This is a genomic window from Duganella hordei, from assembly GCF_040369125.1.
GTDB lineage: Bacteria > Pseudomonadota > Gammaproteobacteria > Burkholderiales > Burkholderiaceae_D > Rugamonas > Rugamonas hordei.
In genome coordinates this window covers 216,060-236,690 of sequence record NZ_BPWI01000009.1, presented here as the reverse complement: position 1 = coordinate 236,690, position 20,631 = coordinate 216,060, and the positions used below count along the sequence as shown (strand labels likewise).

At 63.3% G+C, this 20,631-nt stretch carries 25 protein-coding genes; 14 read left to right on the top strand and 11 right to left on the bottom strand.

Going from position 1 to position 20,631, the window contains the following annotated elements; genetic code table 11:
• Window positions 1-173: 173 nt before the first annotated feature.
• The 3 genes from ABWW33_RS21245 to ABWW33_RS21235 all read left to right on the top strand — a co-directional run bounded on the left by ABWW33_RS21245 (window position 174) and on the right by ABWW33_RS21235 (window position 2,266).
• A complete protein-coding gene (locus ABWW33_RS21245; protein ID WP_353403624.1) occupies window positions 174-896 on the top strand; it encodes a PEP-CTERM sorting domain-containing protein in 723 nt (240 codons plus the stop codon).
• Between the two features lie 69 nt (window positions 897-965).
• Window positions 966-1,778: a sterol desaturase family protein gene (locus tag ABWW33_RS21240; protein WP_353403623.1), complete on the top strand. Its 813-nt coding sequence runs from the start codon at window positions 966-968 to the stop codon at window positions 1,776-1,778.
• Window positions 1,775-2,266 carry a hypothetical protein gene (locus ABWW33_RS21235; RefSeq protein WP_353403622.1) on the top strand — a complete coding sequence of 164 codons (492 nt, stop codon included), beginning with the start codon at window positions 1,775-1,777 and terminating at the stop codon, window positions 2,264-2,266. Before ABWW33_RS21240 ends, ABWW33_RS21235 begins: the two co-directional genes overlap by 4 nt.
• Here the strand turns inward: ABWW33_RS21235 and fusA are convergent.
• Entirely contained in the window at window positions 2,263-4,365 is a 2,103-nt protein-coding gene (fusA, locus tag ABWW33_RS21230) for an elongation factor G (RefSeq protein ID WP_176650664.1), read from the bottom strand. The genes ABWW33_RS21235 and fusA overlap by 4 nt on opposite strands.
• 155 nt (window positions 4,366-4,520) lie before the next feature.
• Here fusA and ABWW33_RS21225 point away from each other — a divergent pair, with 155 nt between their 5' ends.
• A complete protein-coding gene (locus ABWW33_RS21225; RefSeq protein WP_353403620.1) occupies window positions 4,521-5,678 on the top strand; it encodes a phospholipase A in 1,158 nt (385 codons plus the stop codon).
• Here the strand turns inward: ABWW33_RS21225 and ABWW33_RS21220 are convergent.
• From ABWW33_RS21220 to ABWW33_RS21210, 3 genes are all read right to left on the bottom strand, one after another.
• Window positions 5,675-5,872, bottom strand: coding sequence for a hypothetical protein (locus ABWW33_RS21220; RefSeq protein ID WP_176650662.1), 198 nt, complete (start codon window positions 5,870-5,872; stop codon window positions 5,675-5,677). The two genes, ABWW33_RS21225 and ABWW33_RS21220, sit on opposite strands and share 4 nt — an antisense overlap.
• Window positions 5,873-6,003: 131 nt before the next feature.
• Window positions 6,004-6,252 carry a hypothetical protein gene (locus ABWW33_RS21215; protein ID WP_353403619.1) on the bottom strand — a complete coding sequence of 83 codons (249 nt, stop codon included), beginning with the start codon at window positions 6,250-6,252 and terminating at the stop codon, window positions 6,004-6,006.
• A gap of 58 nt (window positions 6,253-6,310) precedes the next feature.
• The gene (locus tag ABWW33_RS21210) at window positions 6,311-7,234 is read right to left on the bottom strand and encodes a class I SAM-dependent methyltransferase (protein WP_353403618.1); all 924 of its coding nucleotides are present in this window, start codon (window positions 7,232-7,234) and stop codon (window positions 6,311-6,313) included.
• A 185-nt stretch (window positions 7,235-7,419) separates the two neighbouring features.
• Here ABWW33_RS21210 and ABWW33_RS21205 point away from each other — a divergent pair, with 185 nt between their 5' ends.
• Window positions 7,420-8,217, top strand: coding sequence for an alpha/beta fold hydrolase (locus tag ABWW33_RS21205; protein ID WP_353403617.1), 798 nt, complete (start codon window positions 7,420-7,422; stop codon window positions 8,215-8,217).
• A gap of 11 nt (window positions 8,218-8,228) precedes the next feature.
• Here ABWW33_RS21205 and ABWW33_RS21200 read toward each other — a convergent pair whose 3' ends face one another.
• A complete protein-coding gene (locus ABWW33_RS21200; RefSeq protein WP_353403616.1) occupies window positions 8,229-8,900 on the bottom strand; it encodes an ankyrin repeat domain-containing protein in 672 nt (223 codons plus the stop codon).
• 7 nt (window positions 8,901-8,907) lie between these two features.
• Window positions 8,908-9,687 carry a TatD family hydrolase gene (locus tag ABWW33_RS21195; RefSeq protein WP_353403615.1) on the bottom strand — a complete coding sequence of 260 codons (780 nt, stop codon included), beginning with the start codon at window positions 9,685-9,687 and terminating at the stop codon, window positions 8,908-8,910.
• A gap of 66 nt (window positions 9,688-9,753) precedes the next feature.
• Here ABWW33_RS21195 and ABWW33_RS21190 point away from each other — a divergent pair, with 66 nt between their 5' ends.
• On the top strand, window positions 9,754-10,770 hold the full coding sequence (locus tag ABWW33_RS21190; RefSeq protein WP_353403613.1) for an alpha/beta fold hydrolase: 1,017 nt from the start codon (window positions 9,754-9,756) through the stop codon (window positions 10,768-10,770).
• 64 nt (window positions 10,771-10,834) lie between these two features.
• Window positions 10,835-11,425: a DNA-binding protein gene (locus ABWW33_RS21185; protein WP_176650656.1), complete on the top strand. Its 591-nt coding sequence runs from the start codon at window positions 10,835-10,837 to the stop codon at window positions 11,423-11,425.
• Here the strand turns inward: ABWW33_RS21185 and ABWW33_RS21180 are convergent.
• The 5 genes from ABWW33_RS21180 to mltG are packed head-to-tail and all read right to left on the bottom strand — an operon-like array spanning window position 11,400 to window position 15,014.
• On the bottom strand, window positions 11,400-11,915 hold the full coding sequence (locus ABWW33_RS21180; RefSeq protein WP_176650655.1) for a GNAT family N-acetyltransferase: 516 nt from the start codon (window positions 11,913-11,915) through the stop codon (window positions 11,400-11,402). The two genes, ABWW33_RS21185 and ABWW33_RS21180, sit on opposite strands and share 26 nt — an antisense overlap.
• 15 nt (window positions 11,916-11,930) lie before the next feature.
• A complete protein-coding gene (locus ABWW33_RS21175; protein WP_176650654.1) occupies window positions 11,931-12,311 on the bottom strand; it encodes a PilZ domain-containing protein in 381 nt (126 codons plus the stop codon).
• Between the two features lie 3 nt (window positions 12,312-12,314).
• Window positions 12,315-13,355: a DNA polymerase III subunit delta' gene (locus tag ABWW33_RS21170; protein WP_176650653.1), complete on the bottom strand. Its 1,041-nt coding sequence runs from the start codon at window positions 13,353-13,355 to the stop codon at window positions 12,315-12,317.
• Between the two features lie 47 nt (window positions 13,356-13,402).
• Entirely contained in the window at window positions 13,403-14,020 is a 618-nt protein-coding gene (gene tmk, locus ABWW33_RS21165; RefSeq protein WP_176650652.1) for a dTMP kinase, read from the bottom strand.
• Between the two features lie 4 nt (window positions 14,021-14,024).
• Window positions 14,025-15,014: an endolytic transglycosylase MltG gene (gene mltG, locus ABWW33_RS21160; RefSeq protein ID WP_176650651.1), complete on the bottom strand. Its 990-nt coding sequence runs from the start codon at window positions 15,012-15,014 to the stop codon at window positions 14,025-14,027.
• A 168-nt stretch (window positions 15,015-15,182) separates the two neighbouring features.
• Between mltG and ygfZ the strand changes: the two genes are divergently transcribed.
• The 7 genes from ygfZ to ABWW33_RS21125 all read left to right on the top strand — a co-directional run bounded on the left by ygfZ (window position 15,183) and on the right by ABWW33_RS21125 (window position 20,617).
• The gene (ygfZ, locus tag ABWW33_RS21155) at window positions 15,183-16,193 is read left to right on the top strand and encodes a CAF17-like 4Fe-4S cluster assembly/insertion protein YgfZ (RefSeq protein WP_353403612.1); all 1,011 of its coding nucleotides are present in this window, start codon (window positions 15,183-15,185) and stop codon (window positions 16,191-16,193) included.
• A gap of 1 nt (window position 16,194) precedes the next feature.
• Window positions 16,195-16,482 carry a DUF4936 family protein gene (locus ABWW33_RS21150; RefSeq protein ID WP_176650649.1) on the top strand — a complete coding sequence of 96 codons (288 nt, stop codon included), beginning with the start codon at window positions 16,195-16,197 and terminating at the stop codon, window positions 16,480-16,482.
• Window positions 16,473-17,216, top strand: a complete 744-nt coding sequence (locus tag ABWW33_RS21145; protein WP_353403611.1) for an NRDE family protein — start codon at window positions 16,473-16,475, stop codon at window positions 17,214-17,216. The genes ABWW33_RS21150 and ABWW33_RS21145 overlap by 10 nt, the downstream gene beginning before the upstream one ends.
• A 73-nt stretch (window positions 17,217-17,289) precedes the next feature.
• A complete protein-coding gene (locus ABWW33_RS21140) occupies window positions 17,290-18,888 on the top strand; it encodes an inorganic phosphate transporter (RefSeq protein WP_353403610.1) in 1,599 nt (532 codons plus the stop codon).
• A gap of 14 nt (window positions 18,889-18,902) precedes the next feature.
• Window positions 18,903-19,823, top strand: coding sequence for a polyphosphate kinase 2 (gene ppk2 / locus ABWW33_RS21135; RefSeq protein ID WP_176650962.1), 921 nt, complete (start codon window positions 18,903-18,905; stop codon window positions 19,821-19,823).
• Window positions 19,824-19,873: 50 nt separating this feature from the next.
• Window positions 19,874-20,245, top strand: coding sequence for a VOC family protein (locus ABWW33_RS21130; protein WP_353403609.1), 372 nt, complete (start codon window positions 19,874-19,876; stop codon window positions 20,243-20,245).
• Between the two features lie 6 nt (window positions 20,246-20,251).
• Window positions 20,252-20,617, top strand: coding sequence for a glyoxalase superfamily protein (locus tag ABWW33_RS21125; RefSeq protein ID WP_353403608.1), 366 nt, complete (start codon window positions 20,252-20,254; stop codon window positions 20,615-20,617).
• Window positions 20,618-20,631: the final 14 nt, after the last annotated feature.

Here is a 20,631-nt window from a genome sequence, read left to right as displayed (position 1 = left end):
GCGCGGTTTGCTCAGGCCGCCGTGGCAGCGCTTCCAATTTTTAGCATAAGACTTAAACTAGTGGCAACTTACTTTACAAATTAAAAATATTCCTAAAAAAACTATTCTTGAGCATAATGTCGTTCAGGCAAGTTATTGCTTTTATTACTAGTGAACTTTATCTGGAGCCATCTATGCGTTTGAAATCCTTACTGCTGGCCGTTACCGCCGCCGCTGCCCTGTGCAGCGGCGTTGCCAGCGCATCCACCGAGCTGATCGTCAACGGCAATTTCGAATCCGGCGACTACGGCCAGATCAACTGGGGCGGCCATCAACTGCAAGGCTGGACCACGGCCGGCTACAACTTCCTGTTCAGCGGCTCTAACGTCGATCACGGCGGCACGCCCGGCAGCTACGGCAACCTGCAATTGTGGGGCCCGAACAATGGTTCGGCCAATGGCCTGCAGGCCAGCCCGGTCGGCGGCAATTTCGTCGCCTCCGATGGCGCGTTTGAAGTCTCACCTCTGTCGCAGACGGTCAATGGCCTGGTGGCCGGCCAGCAGTACAACCTGACCTTCTACTGGGCCGGCGCCCAGCAGTCCGGTTTCAACGGCGCCACCACCGAACAGTGGAAAGTCTCGCTGGGCGGCGAAACCCAGTCGACCGCCGTGAAGAACAACGTCAACCACGGCTTCACCGGCTGGCAGAAAGAAACCTTCACCTTCACCGCGACCGGCACCAGCGAACTGCTGAGCTTCCTGGCCGTGGGCACACCTGCCGGCGTGCCGCCGTTCTCGCTGCTGGATGGCGTGTCGATGACCGCCGCCGTACCTGAGCCGCAGACCTGGGGCATGCTGGGCCTGGGTCTGGGCCTGGTTGGTTTCGCCGCACGTCGCCGCAAAGCCAAGGCTGCGTAATATACTGTCAGCCGCAACCGATGCCGGACGCACGCGTCCGGCATTTTCTTTTCCGCTATCATTCCAGCCATGACACTGATAAACGACATCCTCGCCTACCTGCCCACCTTCGCCGTCAACGTTGCGCGGCTGTGCCTGTGGCTGGTGCTGCTGTCGCTGGTATTCGTGCCGCTGGAACGCTGGCTGGCGGTGCGCAAGGCGCGGCTGACGCGGCGCGCGCTGGCGCTCAATCTCGGCCTGTATTTCCTCAACAGCCTGCTGCCGGCCGCCATCCTCGGCGCGCTGATGGCGGTGGTGGCCGTGGCCGCGCAAGCGGTGCTGCCGGCCGCCGTGCCCGCCGCCATGGGCGCGCTGCCGCTGGCGGTCAAGCTGCCGCTGTCGATGCTGATCGCGGAAACCGGCTTTTACTGGGGCCATCGCCTGAGCCACCGCTTGCCGTGGCTGTGGCATTTCCATTCGGTGCATCACAAGCCTGAGCACCTGTACTTCCTGATCAACACGCATGCGCATCCGGTGGACATGATCGTCACCCGCCTGTTCGGCATGACGCCGCTGTACGTCCTCGGCCTGGCCGGCGCCAGCGCGGGCGGCAGCGCGGCGCCGGCGCTGGTCATCGTCATCGGCACGGCATGGGGATTTTTCATCCATTCGAACTTGCGTGTCCGTCTCGGCCCGCTGGAATCGATCATCGCCACGCCGGCCTTCCATCACTGGCACCACACCAGCGTCGCGCCGCTGGACCGCAACTTCGCATCGACCCTGCCCTTCCTCGACCGCGTGTTCGGCACCTGGCACCTGCCGGCCGAATGGCCGGAGGCCTACGGCCTCCACCGGGACGCTATAATCCGTCGTCCTCAACATGACGAAGAAAGCTTCGGATGATCAAAAGTTTGCGTATTGCCGGCGTGGTGATGCTGGCCTGCCTGTCCGGTGCGGCGGCGGCCGACACCTTTGAAACCATCGAATCGGCGCCGCTGAAGGAGGTGTGGCTGAACGGCGGCTTCTACTCCTACCACTTCCAGCGCGACAAGGGACTGAACGACAGCAACCCCGGCCTGGGCGGCGAGTACCGCTTTTCGACGGTGGCGTCGGCCACGGCCGGCCGCTTCTACAACAGCGACCGCGGCTACTCCAATTATGTGGGCTTGTACTACCAGCCGTGGAAAATCGGCCCGGTGCGGCTGGGCGCGGTGGTAGGCGGCTTCGACGGCTACCCGAAGATGCGCGACGGCGGCTGGTTCCTGGCGGCGATCCCCACCGCCAGCTTCGAATACAAGAGCGTGGGCGTCAATGTCGCCATCGTGCCGACCTATAAGGACCGGCTCTACGGCGCCATTTCCGTCCAGCTCAAGCTGAAGGTCTTCGACTAACGGCCCTTGACGGCGACCTGGTCCAGGATGTGCTTCGGCACGGCGGCGTAGTGCTTGAACTCCATCGTGTACGTCGCCCGGCCCTGGGTCAGTGAACGCAGCGTGGTCGAATAGCCGAACATCTCGGCCAGCGGCACCAGCGCGCGGATGATCTTGCCGCCGCCGCCCGGGATCTCGTCCATGCCCTGCACCATGCCGCGCCGCGCCGTCAGGTCGCCCATGGCGTTGCCCATGAACTCTTCCGGCGTTTCCACTTCCACCTGCATCATCGGCTCCAGCAGCACGGGATCGGCGCGCTTCATGCCGTCCTTGAAGGCCATCGAGCCGGCCATGCGGAAGGCGTTTTCGTTCGAGTCCACGTCGTGGTACGAGCCGAACGTCAGCGTGACCTTGACGTCCACCACCGGATAGCCGGCCAGCACGCCGCTGCGCAAGGTTTCCTGCACGCCCTTGTCGACGGCTGGAATGAACTCGCGCGGCACCACGCCGCCCTTGATGGCGTCGACGAACTGGTAGCCCTTGCCCGGCTCCAGCGGCTCCAGGGTCAGCACCACGTGGCCGTACTGGCCCCGTCCGCCCGACTGCTTGACGAACTTGCCCTCGATATCGCTGGCCGTGCGCTGGATGGTTTCACGATAGGCCACCTGCGGCTTGCCCACCGTCGCCTCGACGCTGAACTCGCGCCGCATGCGGTCCACCAGGATCTCCAGGTGCAGCTCGCCCATGCCGGACATGATGGTCTGGCCCGATTCCTCGTCCGTGTGCACGCGGAACGACGGGTCTTCCTGCGCCAGCCGGTTCAGGGCGATGCCCATCTTTTCCTGGTCGGCCTTGGTCTTCGGCTCCACCGCCTGCGAAATCACCGGTTCCGGGAAGATCATCTTTTCCAGCACGATCACGTGATCGGGCGAACTGAGCGTATCGCCGGTGGTCACGCCTTTCAGCCCGACCGCCGCCGCGATGTCGCCGGCGTAGACCTCCTTGATCTCCTTGCGCTCGTTGGCGTGCATCTGCAGGATGCGGCCCAGCCGCTCCTTCTGGCTCTTGGTCGGGTTGTAGACCGTGTCGCCGGAATTGACCACGCCCGAATACACGCGGAAGAACGTCAGCTGGCCGACGAACGGGTCGGTCATGATCTTGAACGCCAGCGCCGAGAACGGATCGCTGTCATTCGGATGGCGCTCGATCGGATTGTCGTCCTCGTCGGTGCCGGCGATCGCCGGCACGTCCACCGGCGACGGCAGATACTCGACCACCGCGTCCAGCATGGCCTGCACGCCGCGGTTCTTGAACGCGCTGCCGGCCAGCATCGGCACGATCTCGTTGCGGATGGTGCGCTGGCGCAGCCCGGCCTTGATTTCCTCCTCGGTCAGCACGCCACCGTCCAGGTATTTTTCCAGCAGCTCGGGCGAGCCTTCGGCGGCGGCCTCGACCATCTTGTCGTGCCACTCCTGCGCCAGCGCCTTCAGGTGCTCCGGAATGTCCTCGTAGGTGAACTTGACGCCCAGGCTCTCGTCATCCCAGTTGATGGCGCGCATCTTGACCAGGTCGACCACGCCGTGGAAATTGTCCTCTGCGCCCAGCGGTATCTGGATCGGAATGGCGGCGCCCTTCAGCCGCGTGGCGATCTGCTCGCGCACGCGGAAGAAGTCGGCGCCCACGCGGTCCATCTTGTTGATGAAGGCGATGCGCGGCACCTTGTACTTGTTCGCCTGGCGCCACACGGTTTCCGACTGCGGCTGCACGCCGCCTACCGCGTCGTACACCATGACGGCGCCGTCCAGCACCCGCATCGAGCGCTCGACTTCGATGGTGAAGTCGACGTGGCCCGGGGTGTCGATGATGTTGATGCGGTGTTCGGCGAAATTGCCGGCCATGCCTTTCCAGAAGGCGGTGGTGGCGGCCGACGTGATGGTGATCCCGCGTTCCTGTTCCTGCTCCATCCAGTCCATCGTCGCGGCACCGTTATGTACCTCACCGATTTTATGGTTGACGCCGGTGTAAAACAGGATGCGCTCCGTGGTCGTGGTCTTGCCAGCGTCGATGTGGGCGCTGATGCCAATGTTGCGGTAACGCTCGATGGGGGTCTTGCGGGTCATCACAATTCTCCTTGAACACAATTCTGTTGGATGCAGGTGCGGCGGTTTATGGCGAATTCAAGTGCTGCCTTAGCGTGCGACATGACTAGAGGCAAGTAATATAGTCTGTGGAACAAACAGCAACCTGTATAGCTTACATCACCTGGAAAATCTGCATGCCGCTTCGACCGAAAATCTCATTTATCCTGACCTTGGGCGTGGCCCCTGGCCTGGCCCTGGCCCAAGCCGCATCACCGCAAGCCTCCGACCTGGAGATGCGGCTGGAACGCTGCGCGCTGCTCGGCGACGCCAGCGCGCGCCTCGCCTGCTATGACGGCCTGTCGAAAACCGGGCCCGCCGTCACCGCCGCCGGCGGCAACGCGGTCGGCAAACCCGATCCCGGCAAGACCAGCGCGCTGGTGACGGCGATCACCCAGCCATCCTCGGCGGCGCCCACGCAAGCGACGCAGCCGGCAGACCCTCCGGCCGAGCCCAAGCTGCCGTCCAAACTGGCGGCCATCACCACGATTCCGCCGGAAGACACGGTGTCGCGCATGGTGCAATGGTGGGAGCTGGACCGCTCGGCCAAGCGCGGCGTGTTCAATTTCCGCCCCCATCGCGACACCTACCTGCTGCTGGCCAACTACAGCACCAGCTCCAACGATGGGCCTTTTGAGGATTTCACGCCGGCCGGCGTCAAGTCCAAGCACGTGGAACTGACTTACCAGCTCAGCTTCAAGATGAAGTTGATCGAACAGATGCTCAATACGCCGGTCGACCTGTGGTTTGGCTACACCCAGAACAGCTTCTGGCAAGCGTACAACCGCGCCGCCTCCAGCCCCTTCCGCGAGACCAACTACCAGCCGGAGCTGATGCTGACCACGCCGCTGAGCCTGGCACTGGGCAGCGCGCTGGACATCCGCTACCTGACCCTGGGCATGGTGCACCAGTCGAACGGGCAGACGTCCACGCTGTCGCGCAGCTGGAACCGGGTTTATGCGGAAGTGGGGGCGGAACACGGCAAGTTCGCCGCGCAATTGCGCTTTTGGAAGCGGCTGGACAACGCCCGTTCGGACAACGACAACATCGACATCACCGATTACCTGGGCCACGGCGACCTCAATCTGAGCTACCGCAGCAACGGCCACGAAGTCTCGCTGATGGCGCGGCGGAATTTCTCGACCCGCCACGGCGCCCTGCAGGCCGGATGGGCGTTCCCGCTGTCGGCCAACCTGAAGGGGTATTTGCAGGCGTTCACCGGCTACGGCCAAAGCCTGATCGACTACAACTATTCGCAGAAATCCCTGGGAGCGGGATTCCTGGTCGACTTTTAACGGGGCGAGCCGCGCAGTATGCGCGCCGGCAGCATGACGACGGCGCGCAGCAGCTCGAACACACCCTCGACGCCGATGCCGATCAGGCGGAACGGCAGGCTGATCAGCCAGAGCAGCGGATACAGCACCAGCGCCAGCAAAGCCAGCGGCCAGCACAGGAATAACAGAACCAGCCACAGCACGAATCCCAGCATGAGATGCTCCCGAGTCAGTTAATGCGTTGTCAATGCTATCACTGTAATGCGCTGCCCGGCGACGGGCAATTGCCATGCGACCAACTGCAGAAAAGCGCGATCAATGGCGGGAATTCGCGGATGAATGGAGATTACTGGCCGACGCAGATGATCTTGGTGACGTATTCGTGGGCGTTCGGTTTCTTCTTGGCCGCCCATTCGATGGCCTGGTTGGCCTGCTCGATGGTCAGGATCGACGCTTTTTCCTTGGATTTGATGAAGGAAACGCCTTCGAACACGCCTTCCTTGCTGCGCATGACTTTGGCAAACACGGGCGGCTTGGTGTCGCCGTCGGCGATCTTGTTCTGCTGGATGAGGTAGCGCTGGTCGTTCTGTTCCATATATTTCTCTGTGCAAAAGACGAAATATACGCTGCGGAACGACCTTCGTGGGGACTATTTATGCGTAGGCGGGAACAGATTGAAAAGGCTGCATTGCCGCTTCGTAGAGGATGTCGGCGCGCAGCGAAGCCTGCAGCGACGGGATCGAACCGCCGGCGCGGTACTGGAAAGTGACCTGCAGCACGTCGCCCTCGCGCGCCTGGACCGGCGTGGCCAGAGGCAAGGTCATGTAGTGGTTCAGCCAGTCGATGGTGGACGAGCGCTCGCTCACCACGGCCAGGATGTTCTTGGTGACGAAGCGCATGGCGTTGATCTCGCCGTTGCGTTCGACCACGAACTTGCCCTGCCACGAATAGGTCAGCTCGTTGGGCTGGTTGAAGTCGATGATGCTGTAGACGGCCGGCTGCGCCATTTCCACGGTGCCGGGATAGATGACGGTGGTTTCCTGGAACTGCACGATGGGCGCGTAGAAACCTTCGAAATCATATTCCTGCTGCAGCGGCTGCACCGCCATGATGACGGCTTCCGGCAGGAACACCGGCAGCGGGCCGCCGAAGCGCTCGGTATAGCGGCGCTTGAACGATTCGATGACTTCGACCTGTTTTTCGCGCAGCATGCCGACGTGGATCATCTCGCAGATGACGACGTCGACCGGTTCCGGCGGCAGGTATTCGAAGGCGTCGGCGTGCACCACCTCGACTTTTTCGCCGTTGGGGTTCAGCGCCAGCATCTTGCGCGCTTCCTTGACCATGTCGGGATTGAACTCGACGCAATAGACCTTGTCCGCCTTGGCCGCCGCGAACCACGACAGCACGCCGGTGCCGCCGCCCAATTCCAGCACCTTGGCGCCGGGCTTGACCGCGTAATCGATCGCCGACTTGAAGCCGTGCATGCGGTTTTGATCCATCAGCATGTTGTGATGGTAGTGGACTGGAATGAATTGCCCCAGATAGCAGCTTTCAATCTCGCGTTCGTTCAGCATGGGTATCCTTGGTTGATGCGCATTGTGTCTGGGAGCAATGCACTGGAGCCATTATCGTCAACAATGTTGACCCGCCAAGCTGGGAACTGGAGCCAAAAAACCCGTCAATTCGGGCGTTGTTGAAAAGCCAAGCACCAGCCGCCATTGGTGTCTATACTAGCGCCACCATAACCTCCGGAAACTTCATGACCATTCAACGCCGGAACAATGTGCACTGCCTGGGCTCCGGTCCGAAAACCATCATGTTCGCGCACGGCTACGGCTGCGACCAGCAGATGTGGCGCTTCCTGGCGCCGGCGTTCGCCGAGCGCTACCAGGTCATACTGCTGGACCTGGTCGGTTGCGGCGAATCCGACCTGAGCGCCTACGATCACGAGAAATACGGCAGCCTGCACGGCCACGCCAATGACATCCTCGATGTCATCGAGGCCTGCGCCACCGGGCCGGTGATCTTCGTCGGCCACTCGGTCAGCGCGATGATCGGCATGCTGGCTTCGATCGAGGCGCCGGAGCGGTTCGCCGGACAGGTCATGATCGGACCGTCCGCCTGCTACATCAACGATGACGACTACGTCGGCGGCTACAATCCCGAAGACATTGAAGGATTGCTGCAACTGATGGAAGAAAACTATCTGACGTGGATAAAAAAGATGGCCCCGGCCATCATGGGCGCGCCGCGGTTTCCCGCGCTCTCCATGGAGTTGCTGAACCGCTTCGAGCGCAACGACCAAACCATCGCCAAACATTTTGCCCGGGTCACGTTCACCGCCGACCATCGCGCGGACTTGCCCAAGTCCACCGTACCGGCCCTGATCCTGCAGTGCAGCGACGACCTGATCGCGCCGCGCGAGGTTGGCGACTATCTGCATGCGCACCTGCCGCGCAGCCGGCTGCAAGTGATCGACAATACCGGCCACTGTCCGCATCTGAGCGAACCGTCGACCAGTTCGGCTCACATCCACGATTTCCTGGCCAGCCTGTAGCTGCCGGACAGCTAGCGCTTGGCCTTGGCGGCCAGGTGGGCGTTGATGGTCTTGGCGATCCAGGGCTTGTCGGCCTTGGTCGCGAATTCGGCGGCGGTCAGGTGGAAGCCGCCGTCTATCAGCGAGGCGTCGGCGCCCTGCTCCAGCAGCAGTTCGACGACTTTCTCCTGGCCTTCGCGGGCGGCGATCATCAGCGGCGTCATGCCGGACGGCGCTTCGGCGTCGATGTAGGCGTAGTTGTCCAGCAGCAGCTGGGTGACCTCGACGCTGCCGGCGGCGGCCGCGTAGTGCAGCGCGGTCCAGCCTTTCTGGTTCACCTGGGCGCCGCGCTTGATCATGTCCAGCACCACCGCCTTGTTCTGGCGGAACGCCGCCATCATCAGCGCCGTGTTGCCGTTGGGCGCCTTGGCTTCGAGGTCGATACCGGGCTGGTCCATCAATATCCTGGCCACGTCGTAGGCTTCATAGCGCATGGCGACGATCAGGGCGGTCTCGCCGGCCGGTTCGCGCAGGTTCGGGCTGAGGCCACGCGACAGCAGCTTCTTGATGCCGGAAGTGTTGTTCAGCTGGGCCGCGCGGAAGAAGTCGACTTCGTCATCGCTCTGCTCGGCGGCCCTGGCCGGCGCGGCCAAGGCGCATGCCAGCATGGTCAACAGCAGGCGCCGCTTGGATAGAATCAACATGAGAAAGTCACGCTACCACGTTGAATAGTTTGAAGAAATTGGCGCTTGTCTGCTCTGCGACCTGCTCCACCGGGATGCCCTTCAGCTTGGCGATATACTCGCCGACGTGGGCGACGAAACCCGGCTCGTTCATCTTGCCCCGGTGCGGCATCGGCGCCAGATAAGGCGAATCGGTCTCGATCAGGATGCGCTCGAGCGGCACTTCCAGCGCCACCGCCTGCAGGTCCTTGGCGCTCTTGAAGGTCACGATGCCGGAGAACGAGATGTAGAAACCCATGCCGATCGCCGCGCGCGCCACTTCCAGCGACTCGGTAAAGCAGTGCATGACGCCGGCCACGCCGCCAGCCTCCGTGCCCGCACCCTCTTCGCGCATGATGCGGATGGTGTCCTCGCTGGCGCTGCGGGTGTGAATAATCAAGGGCTTACGCGTGATTCTTGATGCTTTGATGTGAGTGCGGAAGCGCTCGCGCTGCCATTCCAGGTCGCCTTGCAGGCGGAAATAATCCAGCCCGGTCTCGCCGATGGCGATGATCTTCGGATCGTTGGACAGCTCCACCAGCTGTTCGACGCTCGGTTCGGGCGTGTCTTCATAATCCGGATGCACGCCGACCGAGGCGTAGATATGCGGATACTCGTGGGCCAGCGCCAGCACCTGGGGGAAATCCGGCAAGTCCACCGACACGCACAGCGCGTGGGTGACCTTGTTGTCGGCCATCTTGGCCAGGATTTCGGGCATGCGAGCAGCCAGCTCGGGGAAATTGATGTGGCAATGGGAATCGATAAACATGCCGTGATTGTAACCTATGCGTAGCTGGCCTAGAATCGGCGATCCCAATCCAAGAGGAGTCCCCGCATGCCCCGCCGCATCCTTCCCGCCCTCGCACTCGCTCTCCCCCTGTCAACAGGCCTGGCCGCCGAAGCGCCGCCCCAACAGTTTGCCGACCTCGGCGACGTGCGCCTGGAAAGCGGCGCCGTCATCAAGGATTGCAAGCTGGGTTACCGGACCCTGGGCACCTTGAACGCGGCGGGCTCCAACGCCGTGGTGTTCCTGCCCTGGCATACCGGCAAGAGCGCCGAGGCGCTGGGTTTGCTCGGAGCCAAGGGCTTGTTCAACACAGCCGGGCATTACGTAATAGTCATCGATGCGATCGGCAACGGCGTGGGCTGTTCGCCGTCCAACAGCGCCAGCCAGCATCGCACGGCGTTCCCGGTTTTCAACATCCGCGACATGGTGGAATCCGAATACCGGCTGCTGACCGAGAAGCTGGGCCTGAAGCAAGTCCATGCCATCGTCGGCTACTCGATGGGGGCGACGCAGACCTTCCAGTGGATGGTCAGCCATCCCGATTTCATGAAGGTGGCCGTACCCATCGCCGGCACGCCGCGCCAGACCAGCTACGACCTGCTGTTCTGGCGTACCGAGGAAGCGGCCATGCTGGCCGACCCGGAATACGCCAACGGCGGCTACAAGCAAAACCCCAGGCTGCCGCTCTACCACCAGATTTTTTCGCTGAATTTCGATACGCCGGCCTACCGCGTGGCCAAGACCAGGCCTGCCGAGGTTGAAAAGTTCATCGCGGAGACGGTGGAATACGATCCGGACGCGGCCGACGCCAACGACACGCGCTGGCAGATGCGCGCCTTCCTGGCCCAGGATATCGGCGACGACGCGGCGAAAAAAATCAAGGCCAAGGTCCACATCATCAACCCGCGCACCGACCTGATCGTCAATCCGGCCCCTGCCCTGGCCCTGGCCCGGCAGATCCGCGCCACCACCACCGTGCTCGAGGGCGATTGCGGCCATTCGGCCGTATTCTGCGCGGCGGACCAGATCCGCCCCGCCGTCGACCGCGCGCTCAAGCAGCCTTAGACTGTCGTGAGACATCTATCGACGCCAGGCTGTTACAATCCTCAACTACGAACTTGAACCACGGATGACGAGACCAATGGCGCGTACAGGATTAAGCAAGTCCCAAGTCAGGGCAAGCCGCGATCAGCTGCTGGCGGAAGGACGCTACCCGTCCGTCGACGCGGTGCGCCTCATGCTGGGCACCGGCTCCAAGTCGACTATCCACAAGTATTTGAAGGAACTCGGCAGCGAGGACGCCGGCGCCGGCATGACGCGGGAGGACACCGCCCGCACCCTGCTCGGCGTGGTCGAACAGCTGGCGGACAAGCTGCACGGCGACGCCGAACGCCGCCTGGATGCGCTGCGCGCCGAGCACGAGCAGGCGCTGCGGCAGAAGGAAGAGGAACTGGCCGAGCTGCGCCGCACGGTAGCCAGGCTGGCCGCCCGGGTGGAAGAGCTGGGCGGCGACCCCGTCCCCGGCGGCTACACCAACCCGCCGCCGCTGGCCGACGGCTTCGGCAATTTCAGCAATCTGCAATCGTCCTCGCGCGACGGCCGCAGCGAAATCTCGCCGTTCGGCATGAGCCTTGCCGGCGGCCGCTCCGCGGTATTCGATTTCGACGGCCTGCGCCCGGCAGGCCAGATCCAGCTTACGCCACGCGTTTTCCCAGGATAATCAGGTCGCGCTCGACGCCGTCGAGGTTGGCCACCTTGGGCAGGTTGGCCCAGGTTTCAAAGCCGTACTTGGCGAACAGGCCCAGGCTGGGCTTGTTGTGGCCGAAGATGAAACCCAGCAAGGTGTGCACCTTGATAGCCGGCGCATACGCGATGGCCTGCTCGATGCAGTAGCCGCCTATGCCCTTGCCGCGCCATGCCTCGGCGATATAAATCGAGATTTCCGACGTGCCCGAATAGGCCGGACGGCCGTAGAAGTTGGAATACGACATCCAGCCCAGCGTTTCCGGCCGCTCCGACGCGTCGTCGGCCTTTTCAATGATCCACAGCGGACGCTTCTCCGGCGTATGGTCGTGGAACCACGGCAGGCGCGATTCGACCGACACCGGTTCGGTATCGGCGGTCACTTCGCGCGAGGCGATGGTGGTGTTGTAGATGGCTACGACGGTTGGCAAGTCTTCAAGCGTGGCGAGGCGATGGCGGAAAGTCATGGCATAAAAGCAAGGTTACAGGGTATGGGTGGCGCGCGATGAACGCAACGCTGCGCCGAGGATCTCTTCGATGCGCAGGCGGGCGCGCTGGCCGCTTTCGTCTTCGGGGAAATGCACGCCTATGCCCTGCGCCTTGTTGTTGTGCGCGCCGGCCGGCGTGATCCAGGCGACTTTGCCGGCGATCGGGTATTTGTTCGGGTCGTCCATCAGCGCCAGGATCAGGTAGATCTCGTCGCCGATCTTGTACGGTTTCTGGGTCGGCACGAAGACGCCGCCGTTCTTCAGGAAAGGCATGTAGGCGGCGTACAGGGCCGCTTTTTCCTTGATGGCCAGCGACAGCACCGTCGGCCGTGCCAGCGGCACGGTGTTCGGGTCGATAGGGCTGGCAGCAGACATGGGTTACCTTTCAGCGCAGCAGGCGGCGTAGTCCAGCAACATATCCTCCAGGAACAGCTTGGGCGACAGGGGATGGTCGGCCGTCGCGCGGCGTTCGTTGGCTCCCTTGATCGCGGCCAGCAGGCGGCTGACGTGAATCTTGTCGGCCAGACTCGCCAGTTCCTTCTGGTAACGAGGATAGTACCGGATGTTACCTGCCAGTTTGTAGGAAAACACATCATAAAGCCAGCGCTGCAACCAGGAAACTTGTGCACTCAGCGGCACTTTTTGCAGTTTGTCGGCAACTTTCAACGCGCCTTCGACGCTGGGACGGGCCAGCAGCTGCAGCAGTACCTCCAGATCGTCGCGGTTGCCCACTTCGGCCTGCGCCATCGCGGCCAGCGGCGCGCCGCCCTGCTCGCGCAGCCAGCTGTCGGCGTCGGCCACGCCTTGCGCCTTGAGCCAGGCCAGCGCTTCGGCATGGCTGGGCATGGGCAGCGCGAACTTGCGGCAGCGCGACAGGATGGTCGGCAACAGGCGGTCCAGGCTGTTCGACGCCAGCAGGAACACGGTGCCCGGCGGCGGCTCTTCCAGCGTCTTCAGCAAGGCGTTGGAGGCGGGCATGTTCAGCGCCTCGGCCGGGTACAGCACCACCACCCGCAGCCCCTGGCGGTGGGTGGAAATGTTCATGAAATCCGCCAATGCGCGGATCTGCTCGATCTTGATTTCCTTGGACGGCGCCTTGGTCGACTTGGCGGTCTTCTTGCTCTCGCCCTCGCCTTCTTCGCCTTCGGCGGCAGGCTCGTCTTCCAGCGCCTCCGGCCGCACGCGGCGGTAGTCAGGATGGTTTTGCTGGGAGAACCAGCCGCAGGAGGAACACTGGCCGCAGGCATGACCGTCGGGCAATACCGCCTCGCACAGCAAGCCTTGGGCGAAGCGTTCGATGAAATCGGACTTGCCTATGCCGGCCGCTCCATGGAACAGGATCGCGTGCGGCATGCGCTGGCGCAGCAGTTGCAGCTGCTGCCAGGACGCTTCCTGCCACGGGTAGATGGAATTGCTCATTATTAGTATTCTGTTTTAAAACAAGCGCTTATGCAATGCTTTTAAAGTTAAAGTAACTCGTCGAGGATGGCGCCGATCTGGGTTTGAATCTCGGCGATGGTCTGGGTCGAGTCGATGACGCGGAAACGCTCGGGGAATTGCGCGGCGCGGCGCAGGTATTCATTGCGGGTGGCGGCGAAGAAATCGGCTTTTTCCTGCTCGAACTTGTCCAGCGAGCGGGTGGCGTCCAGCCGCGCGCGCGCCACTTCCAGCGGCACGTCGAACAGCAAGGTCAGGTCCGGCTGCAGGTGCGGGTGCACCCACTGCTCCAGCGCTTCCAGCTTGGCCAGGTCCATGCCGCGGCCGCCGCCCTGGTAGGCGAAGCTGGCGTCGGTGAAGCGGTCGGAAATGACCCAGGCGCCGCTGTGCAGCGCCGGCGCGATCACCTGCGCGATGTGCTCGCGGCGGCTGGCGAACATCAGCAGGGCTTCGGTTTCCAGGTGCATCTTTTCGTGCAGCACCAGGTCGCGCAGCTTTTCGCCCAGCGGCGTGCCGCCCGGCTCGCGCGAGCTGACCAGTGCTATGCCGCGCGCCTTGATGTAGTCGCCGACGAAGGCGATGTGGGTGGATTTTCCGGCGCCGTCTATGCCTTCGAAGGTGATGAATTTACCGCTGTGTTGAGTCATGTGCTTATCGTTGATACTTGTTTACTGCCCGATTGTGGTCGGTCAAATTGTCCGAGAACTGGCTGGTGCCGTTGCCCTTGGAGACGAAATACAGGGCCGGCGTCTTGGCCGGGGCCAGCGCGGCCGACAACGATTGCACGCCCGGCAGGGCGATCGGCGTCGGCGGCAGGCCGGTGCGGGTATAGGTATTGTAAGGGGTGTCGGCCTCCAGATCCGATTTGTGGATCTTGCCGTCGTATTTGTTGCCCATGCCGTAGATCACGGTCGGGTCGGTCTGCAGCAGCATGCCGATCTTCAGGCGGTTGACGAACACGCCGGCGATCATGCCGCGCTCGGACTTTTGCCCGGTTTCCTTTTCGACGATGGAGGCCATGGTCAGCGCCTCGTACGGCGTCTTGTACGGCAGCGAAGGATCGCGCTTGTCCCAGGCCTCGGCCAGGTGGCTGAGCATCATCGCGTGCGACTGCTTGTAGATCTGCAGGTCGCTGGCGCCCTTGGCGAACAAATAAGTATCCGGGAAGAACAGGCCTTCCGGCAACTTGTACTCCGAGGCGATCGCGCTCATCACTTCCTTGTCGGACAGCGCCACGGTGTCGTGCTTCAAGCCCTTGTGGGCGGCGATGGCGGCCCGCATCTGGCGGAAGGTCCAGCCTTCGATGATGGTCAGCTGCTCTTGCGCGAACTCGCCGCGCACCAGCTGGTCGATCAGGCGCAGCGGCGTGGTGCCCGGCTTCAGCTCGTAGGCGCCGGCCTTCAGCTTGCCGCTCTTATTGGTCACGCGCGCCAGCAGGTTGAACAGCAGCGGCTCGATCGGCACGCCGGCCTCGGCGATCTGCTGGCCGGCCGCATGGGCGCCGCTGCCCGGGGTGATATTGAATTCGATAGGCTCGATCTCGTCGCCGATGATCGGGTGCTGCGACCAGTACATGAAATAGCCGCCGCCGGCGATCGCCAGCATGATGCAAAGAGTGATGATTTTTTTTATAAAAGCCATTGTTAAAGCCGTTGGGTTGGATCAAGTGTTGGATCAAGTCGCACAGCTTGCCACTTCTTGGCACAGTCCGCCAGTGCCGCGTTTTGCGCAGCATCCGACGCGATCCGTCCGACATCACTATAATGAGCCCGTAATGATAATGCTTTAATCGTCAAATTATTGGAAATTATGTCTTCTTGGAATGAACTTTCAGCATCGCAGGTGCTGACGACCACCCAGCTGGCCGTGGGTTTCGCCGCGCCGATCGCCGACCAGGGCCTGATCGCGCTGGACGGCGAGGAATCGGCCGCCTTCCTGCACAACCAGCTGACCAACGATGTCGAGCACCTGGGCACGGGCGAAGCGCGCCTGGCCGGGTATTGCTCGCCTAAAGGCCGCCTGCTGGCCTCGTTCCTGATGTGGCGTAGCGAAACCACCATCTTCCTGCAGCTGCCGCGCGAGATTCAGGCCCCGGTGCAGAAGCGGCTGGGCATGTTCGTGCTGCGCGCCAAGACCAAGCTCAGCGACGCCACCGAGGCGCCGGCCAACCAGGTCGTCATCGGCCTCGGCGGCGGCCTGGCCGAAGCGGCGCTGCAAACCTGGTTCGACACCCTGCCCGCGCAACCGTTCGCCAAGCTGGACCATCCGCTGGGCACGCTGATCCGCGTCGCCGACGCGTTTGGCGCGCCGCGCTACCAGTGGCTGATGTCGGCCGAGACCGCCCACACGGTGGCGCCGGTGCTGGCCGACAAGCTGGCCGTGGGCCGCACGGACGCCTGGCACCTGTCCGAAATCCACGCCGGTGTGCCGCAGATCACCAAGGCCACGCAGGAACAGTTCGTCCCGCAGATGATCAATTTCGAGCTGCTGGGCGGCGTCAATTTCAAGAAAGGCTGCTACCCGGGACAGGAAATCGTCGCCCGTAGCCAGTATCTGGGCAAGCTCAAGCGGCGCACCACCCTGGTGACCATCGCCGACGCGGCCGCCGCGGCCGGTGTTGAAGTGTTCGCCACGGCCGACCCCGAGCAGCCTTGCGGCATGATCGTCAACGCCGCGCCGAACGGCCACGGCGGCATCGACGCACTGGTCGAAATGAAGCTGGCCGCCATCGAAGCGGCCTCGGTCCGCCTCGGCTCGGCCGACGGCGCGCCGCTGATCTTCCTCGACATGCCATATCTGCTGGACCCGCTCGATCTCTAGCATGGATCTCTATATTTACTACCAGGTCAAGGACGCCGACGCGGCGCCCTTGCAGGCGGCGGTCGTCTCGATGCAGGCGGAGCTTGCCGCGCAGCATGGCGTGACCGGCCAGCTCAAGCGCCGTCCGGAAGCGAAGGACGGCATGCAGACGTGGATGGAAGTGTATGCCGCCACGCCTGACGGATTTGCGGCGGCGCTCGGCGCCGCGGCAGAACAAGCCGGCTTGTCCGCATGGATAGCCGGCGCGCGCCACACCGAAGTTTTTACGGATTTAGCCCCATGTGCCTGATCGTTTTTGCCTGGCGGGTCATACCGGGAGTACCGCTGGTGGCCGCGGCCAACCGTGACGAGTTTTACCAGCGCGCCACCGCGCCGGCCGGCGTGTGGCCGGAGCATCCGCACATCTACGCCGGCCGCGACCTCAAGGCCGGCGGCAGCTGGATGGGCATCACCCAGCCGTCCGGCGACAACGGCCCGTCGCGCTTTGCCGCCATAACCAACATCCGCGCGCCGGCCGAGCACCGGGACGACGCGCCCTCGCGCGGGCACCTGGTGTCCGACTTCCTGGCCGGCAGCATGACGCCGCAGGAATACGTCGACGCGATCCGCCCCGGCGCCGGCGCCTACAATGGTTTCAACCTGGTGCTGGGCGACCGCGACACGCTGATCTGGTTCTCCAACCGGGGCGACAACGACCCGCGCAACGGCAAGCCGCTGGAACCGGGCGTGTACGGCCTGTCGAACGCGCTGCTGGACGCGCCATGGCCGAAGGTGCTGAAGACCAAGGCCCAGTTCGCCAGCCTGCTGTGCCTGGGCGCGCCGGACGACGCCTTCTTCGAAATGCTGGCCGACACCACGCCGGCCCCCGACCAGCGCCTGCCGGAAACCGGCGTGCCACTGGACCTGGAGCGGACGCTGTCGGCGGTGCGCATCGAAAGCCCGAGCTACGGCACCCGTACCTCCACCGTGGTCAAGCTGTACGCCAACGCCCCCGCGACCTTGCAGGAGATGCTGATCCACTAACGGAAAGTCGTCATACCTCTGTCACATTCGGCAAGTACATTCAGTTACCAAATTTATACCGGAGCTGAATGGCATGAATACGATAGTCCAAGCTGCGCGCGTCAGCCCCGCTGACAGCAAAAACACTCCCCTCACCGCCGCCATCTTCGTGGTGCTGCTGGTCGCCGGCCTGCTGTTCAGCGCCTACAGCCTGAGCGCCGACGTCACCGAGGCCGGCCCGGTCGCCACCAGCTGGCTGCCGTACATCCTGCTCGGCGTCGCGCTGCTGATCGCGCTCGGTTTCGAATTCGTCAACGGCTTTCACGACACCGCCAACGCCGTCGCCACCGTCATCTACACCAACTCGATGCCGGCCAACGTCGCCGTCGTGTGGTCCGGCTGCTTCAACTTTCTCGGCGTGCTGATGTCCAGCGGCGCGGTCGCCTTCGGCATCATTTCGCTGCTGCCGGTCGAGCTGATACTGCAGGTAGGCACCAGCTCCGGCTTCGCCATGGTGTTCGCGCTGCTGATCGCCGCCATCATCTGGAACCTCGGCACCTGGGCGCTCGGCCTGCCTGCATCGTCGTCGCACACGATGATCGGTTCCATTCTCGGCGTCGGCATCGCCAACGCGCTGATGCACGGCCACGACGGCACCGCCGGCGTCGACTGGGCGCAGGCGGCCAAGGTCGGCTACTCGCTGCTGCTGTCGCCGATGGTCGGTTTCGGCTGCGCCGCCTTGCTGCTGCTGACCTTGCGCGCACTGGTCAAGAGCCGCGAGCTGTACGAGGCCCCGGTGGGCAACGCCCCGCCGCCCTGGTACATCCGCGGCCTGCTGATCCTCACCTGCACCGGCGTCTCCTTCGCGCACGGTTCCAACGACGGCCAGAAGGGCATGGGCCTGATCATGCTGATCCTGGTCGGCACCGTGCCGATGGCCTATGCGCTGAACCGCGCCATGCCGGCCGACCAGGTGACGCAGTTCGTCGCCGTCACGCAGGCCACCCAGCAGTCGCTGCGAAAATACGCGGTGCCGGACGCGCTGGCGGCGGCCGAGCCGCGCACCGTGCTGTCGAGCTACCTCCGCGGCAAGGAAATGACCCCGGCCGTGGTGCCCGCGCTGGCGGCGCTGACCGGCGAGATCGGCCAGGCCGTCAAGCTGCATGGCTCGCTGGCCAAGGTGCCGGCCGAAACCGTCGGCAACGTCCGCAACGACATGTATCTCGCCGCCGAGGCCATGCGCCTGCTGGACAAGTCCAAGGCACTGCCCTTCGACCACGATACCGCAGCCAACCTGAAGGCCTTCCGCAAGCAGCTGGATGACGCCACCAAGTTCATTCCACTGTGGGTCAAGGTGGCCGTCGCCATCGCGCTGGGCCTGGGCACGATGGTAGGCTGGAAGCGCATCGTCGTCACCGTCGGCGAGAAGATCGGCAAGTCGCACCTGACTTATGCGCAGGGAGCGTCGGCCGAGCTGGTGGCCATGCTGACCATCGGCGCCGCCGACGTCTACGGCCTGCCGGTATCGACCACGCACGTGCTGTCGTCCGGCGTGGCCGGCACGATGGCGGCCAACCGCTCCGGCCTGCAATGGTCCACCGTCCGCAACCTGGCCATGGCCTGGGTGCTGACGCTGCCGGTGGCGATCCTGTTATCGGGATCGCTGTTCTGGCTGTTCTCCCATATTTTCTGAACCAAGGAATGACCATGCAATTGAATGAGCAGGATTTGATGGAACGCGTACAGCGCGAACTGACCGACAGCTACGACGAAGAGCTGGAAATGGAACTGGAAGACCGCGAGATCGATCCGGTCACGCGCGAAGTGGTGGTCACCGAACGCAGCGCCGAGGCCAAGGAAGCACGGCGCCAGTACTTCCGCGAGCTGTTCCGCCTGCAGGCGGAACTGGTCAAGCTGCAGGACTGGGTGGTCCACACCGGCCACAAGGTGGTGATCCTGTTCGAGGGCCGCGACGCCGCCGGCAAAGGCGGCGTGATCAAGCGCATCGTGCAGCGGCTGAACCCGCGCGTCTGCCGCGTCGCCGCGCTGCCGGCGCCGAACAACCGCGAACGCACGCAGTGGTACTTCCAGCGCTACGTGTCGCACCTGCCGGCGGCCGGCGAGATCGTGCTGTTCGACCGCAGCTGGTACAACCGCGCCGGCGTCGAGCGCGTGATGGGTTTCTGCACCGACGACCAGTATGAGGAATTCTTCCAGACCGTGCCGGAGTTCGAGCGCATGCTGGCCCGCTCGGGCATCCAGCTGATCAAGTACTGGTTCTCGATTTCCGACGAGGAACAGAACGCGCGCTTCCTGGGACGCATCCACGATCCGCTGAAGCAGTGGAAACTGAGCCCGATGGACCTGGAATCGCGCCGCCGTTGGGAGGAATACACCCGCGCCAAGGAGATCATGCTGGAGCGTACCCATATTCCGGAGGCGCCGTGGTGGGTGGTGCAGGGCGTCGACAAGAAGAAGGCGCGGCTGAACTGCATCCACCATTTGCTGCAGCAGATGCCGTACGAGGAAGTCGAGCATCCGGTGATCCAGTTGCCCGAGCGCGAGTACCACGACGACTATGTGCGCCGTCCGGTGCCGACCGAGATCATCGTGCCCGAGGTGTACTGAGCGAGGCAAGTGTGCTAGAGTTGTTAGATCAGCCACGTTAGGAGATCGACATGCAACTCGGCGCATTTTCCATCAGCCTGGCGGTCAAGGACCTTGCCGCCTCGCGGGCTTTCTACGAAAAGCTGGGGTTCAAGGAGTTTGGCGGCAATGCGTCGCAGAACTGGCTGATCATGAAGAACGGCGACCACGTCGTCGGCCTGTTCCAGGGCATGTTCGAGAAGAATATGCTGACCTTCAATCCCGGCTGGGACCAGGACGCCAAGCCGCTCGATGGCTTTACCGACGTGCGCGAGATCCAGCGCCAGCTCAAGGAGCAAGGCGTCACCCTCGCCTCGGAGGCCGACGGGACCACCATCGGCCCGGCCAGCATCATCGTCATCGATCCCGACGGCAATCCAGTGCTGATCGACCAACACCTATAGGCCGCCATGATCCTCGGACAAGTCACCCCCATCCTGCGCAGCTTCGACGAAGCGAAGACGCGCGAATTCTACGTGGACTTCCTCGGCTTCAAGGTCGATTGGGAGCACCGTTTCGAAGACAATCTCCCGCTTTACATGCAGGTCTCCAAAGGCGACTGCGTGCTGCACCTCACCGAGCATTTCGGCGATTGCAGTCCCGGCGGCGCGCTGCGCATCCAGACCGACCGCCTGGTGGAGTACCATGCCGAGCTCAATTCCAAGCAGTTCAGACACGCCCGTCCAGGCATCGAGAATCCGCCCTGGGGCGGCAGCGAGATGTCGATCAAAGACCCATCCGGCAACCGCCTCACCTTCGTGCAGAACGGCGAGTAGCACTCGGCCTGCCG

Bases quoted from the DNA above. Each gene is read 5' to 3' on its own strand.
- ABWW33_RS21205 (WP_353403617.1), top strand. From the start codon at position 7,420: ATGACCATTCAACGCCGGAACAATGTGCACTGCCTGGGCTCCGGTCCG.
- ygfZ (WP_353403612.1), top strand. From the start codon at position 15,183: ATGTCTTCTTGGAATGAACTTTCAGCATCGCAGGTGCTGACGACCACC.
- ABWW33_RS21145 (WP_353403611.1), top strand. From the start codon at position 16,473: ATGTGCCTGATCGTTTTTGCCTGGCGGGTCATACCGGGAGTACCGCTG.
- ABWW33_RS21125 (WP_353403608.1), top strand. From the start codon at position 20,252: ATGATCCTCGGACAAGTCACCCCCATCCTGCGCAGCTTCGACGAAGCG.
- ABWW33_RS21235 (WP_353403622.1), top strand. From the start codon at position 1,775: ATGATCAAAAGTTTGCGTATTGCCGGCGTGGTGATGCTGGCCTGCCTG.
- ABWW33_RS21210 (WP_353403618.1), bottom strand. From the start codon at position 7,234: ATGCTGAACGAACGCGAGATTGAAAGCTGCTATCTGGGGCAATTCATT.
- ABWW33_RS21195 (WP_353403615.1), bottom strand. From the start codon at position 9,687: ATGTTTATCGATTCCCATTGCCACATCAATTTCCCCGAGCTGGCTGCT.
- mltG (WP_176650651.1), bottom strand. From the start codon at position 15,014: ATGGCTTTTATAAAAAAAATCATCACTCTTTGCATCATGCTGGCGATC.
- ABWW33_RS21190 (WP_353403613.1), top strand. From the start codon at position 9,754: ATGCCCCGCCGCATCCTTCCCGCCCTCGCACTCGCTCTCCCCCTGTCA.
- ABWW33_RS21245 (WP_353403624.1), top strand. From the start codon at position 174: ATGCGTTTGAAATCCTTACTGCTGGCCGTTACCGCCGCCGCTGCCCTG.
- ABWW33_RS21180 (WP_176650655.1), bottom strand. From the start codon at position 11,915: ATGACTTTCCGCCATCGCCTCGCCACGCTTGAAGACTTGCCAACCGTC.
- ppk2 (WP_176650962.1), top strand. From the start codon at position 18,903: ATGCAATTGAATGAGCAGGATTTGATGGAACGCGTACAGCGCGAACTG.
- ABWW33_RS21140 (WP_353403610.1), top strand. From the start codon at position 17,290: ATGAATACGATAGTCCAAGCTGCGCGCGTCAGCCCCGCTGACAGCAAA.
- ABWW33_RS21225 (WP_353403620.1), top strand. From the start codon at position 4,521: ATGCCGCTTCGACCGAAAATCTCATTTATCCTGACCTTGGGCGTGGCC.
- tmk (WP_176650652.1), bottom strand. From the start codon at position 14,020: ATGACTCAACACAGCGGTAAATTCATCACCTTCGAAGGCATAGACGGC.
- ABWW33_RS21170 (WP_176650653.1), bottom strand. From the start codon at position 13,355: ATGAGCAATTCCATCTACCCGTGGCAGGAAGCGTCCTGGCAGCAGCTG.
- ABWW33_RS21220 (WP_176650662.1), bottom strand. From the start codon at position 5,872: ATGCTGGGATTCGTGCTGTGGCTGGTTCTGTTATTCCTGTGCTGGCCG.
- ABWW33_RS21240 (WP_353403623.1), top strand. From the start codon at position 966: ATGACACTGATAAACGACATCCTCGCCTACCTGCCCACCTTCGCCGTC.
- ABWW33_RS21130 (WP_353403609.1), top strand. From the start codon at position 19,874: ATGCAACTCGGCGCATTTTCCATCAGCCTGGCGGTCAAGGACCTTGCC.
- fusA (WP_176650664.1), bottom strand. From the start codon at position 4,365: ATGACCCGCAAGACCCCCATCGAGCGTTACCGCAACATTGGCATCAGC.
- ABWW33_RS21185 (WP_176650656.1), top strand. From the start codon at position 10,835: ATGACGAGACCAATGGCGCGTACAGGATTAAGCAAGTCCCAAGTCAGG.
- ABWW33_RS21200 (WP_353403616.1), bottom strand. From the start codon at position 8,900: ATGTTGATTCTATCCAAGCGGCGCCTGCTGTTGACCATGCTGGCATGC.
- ABWW33_RS21150 (WP_176650649.1), top strand. From the start codon at position 16,195: ATGGATCTCTATATTTACTACCAGGTCAAGGACGCCGACGCGGCGCCC.
- ABWW33_RS21215 (WP_353403619.1), bottom strand. From the start codon at position 6,252: ATGGAACAGAACGACCAGCGCTACCTCATCCAGCAGAACAAGATCGCC.
- ABWW33_RS21175 (WP_176650654.1), bottom strand. From the start codon at position 12,311: ATGTCTGCTGCCAGCCCTATCGACCCGAACACCGTGCCGCTGGCACGG.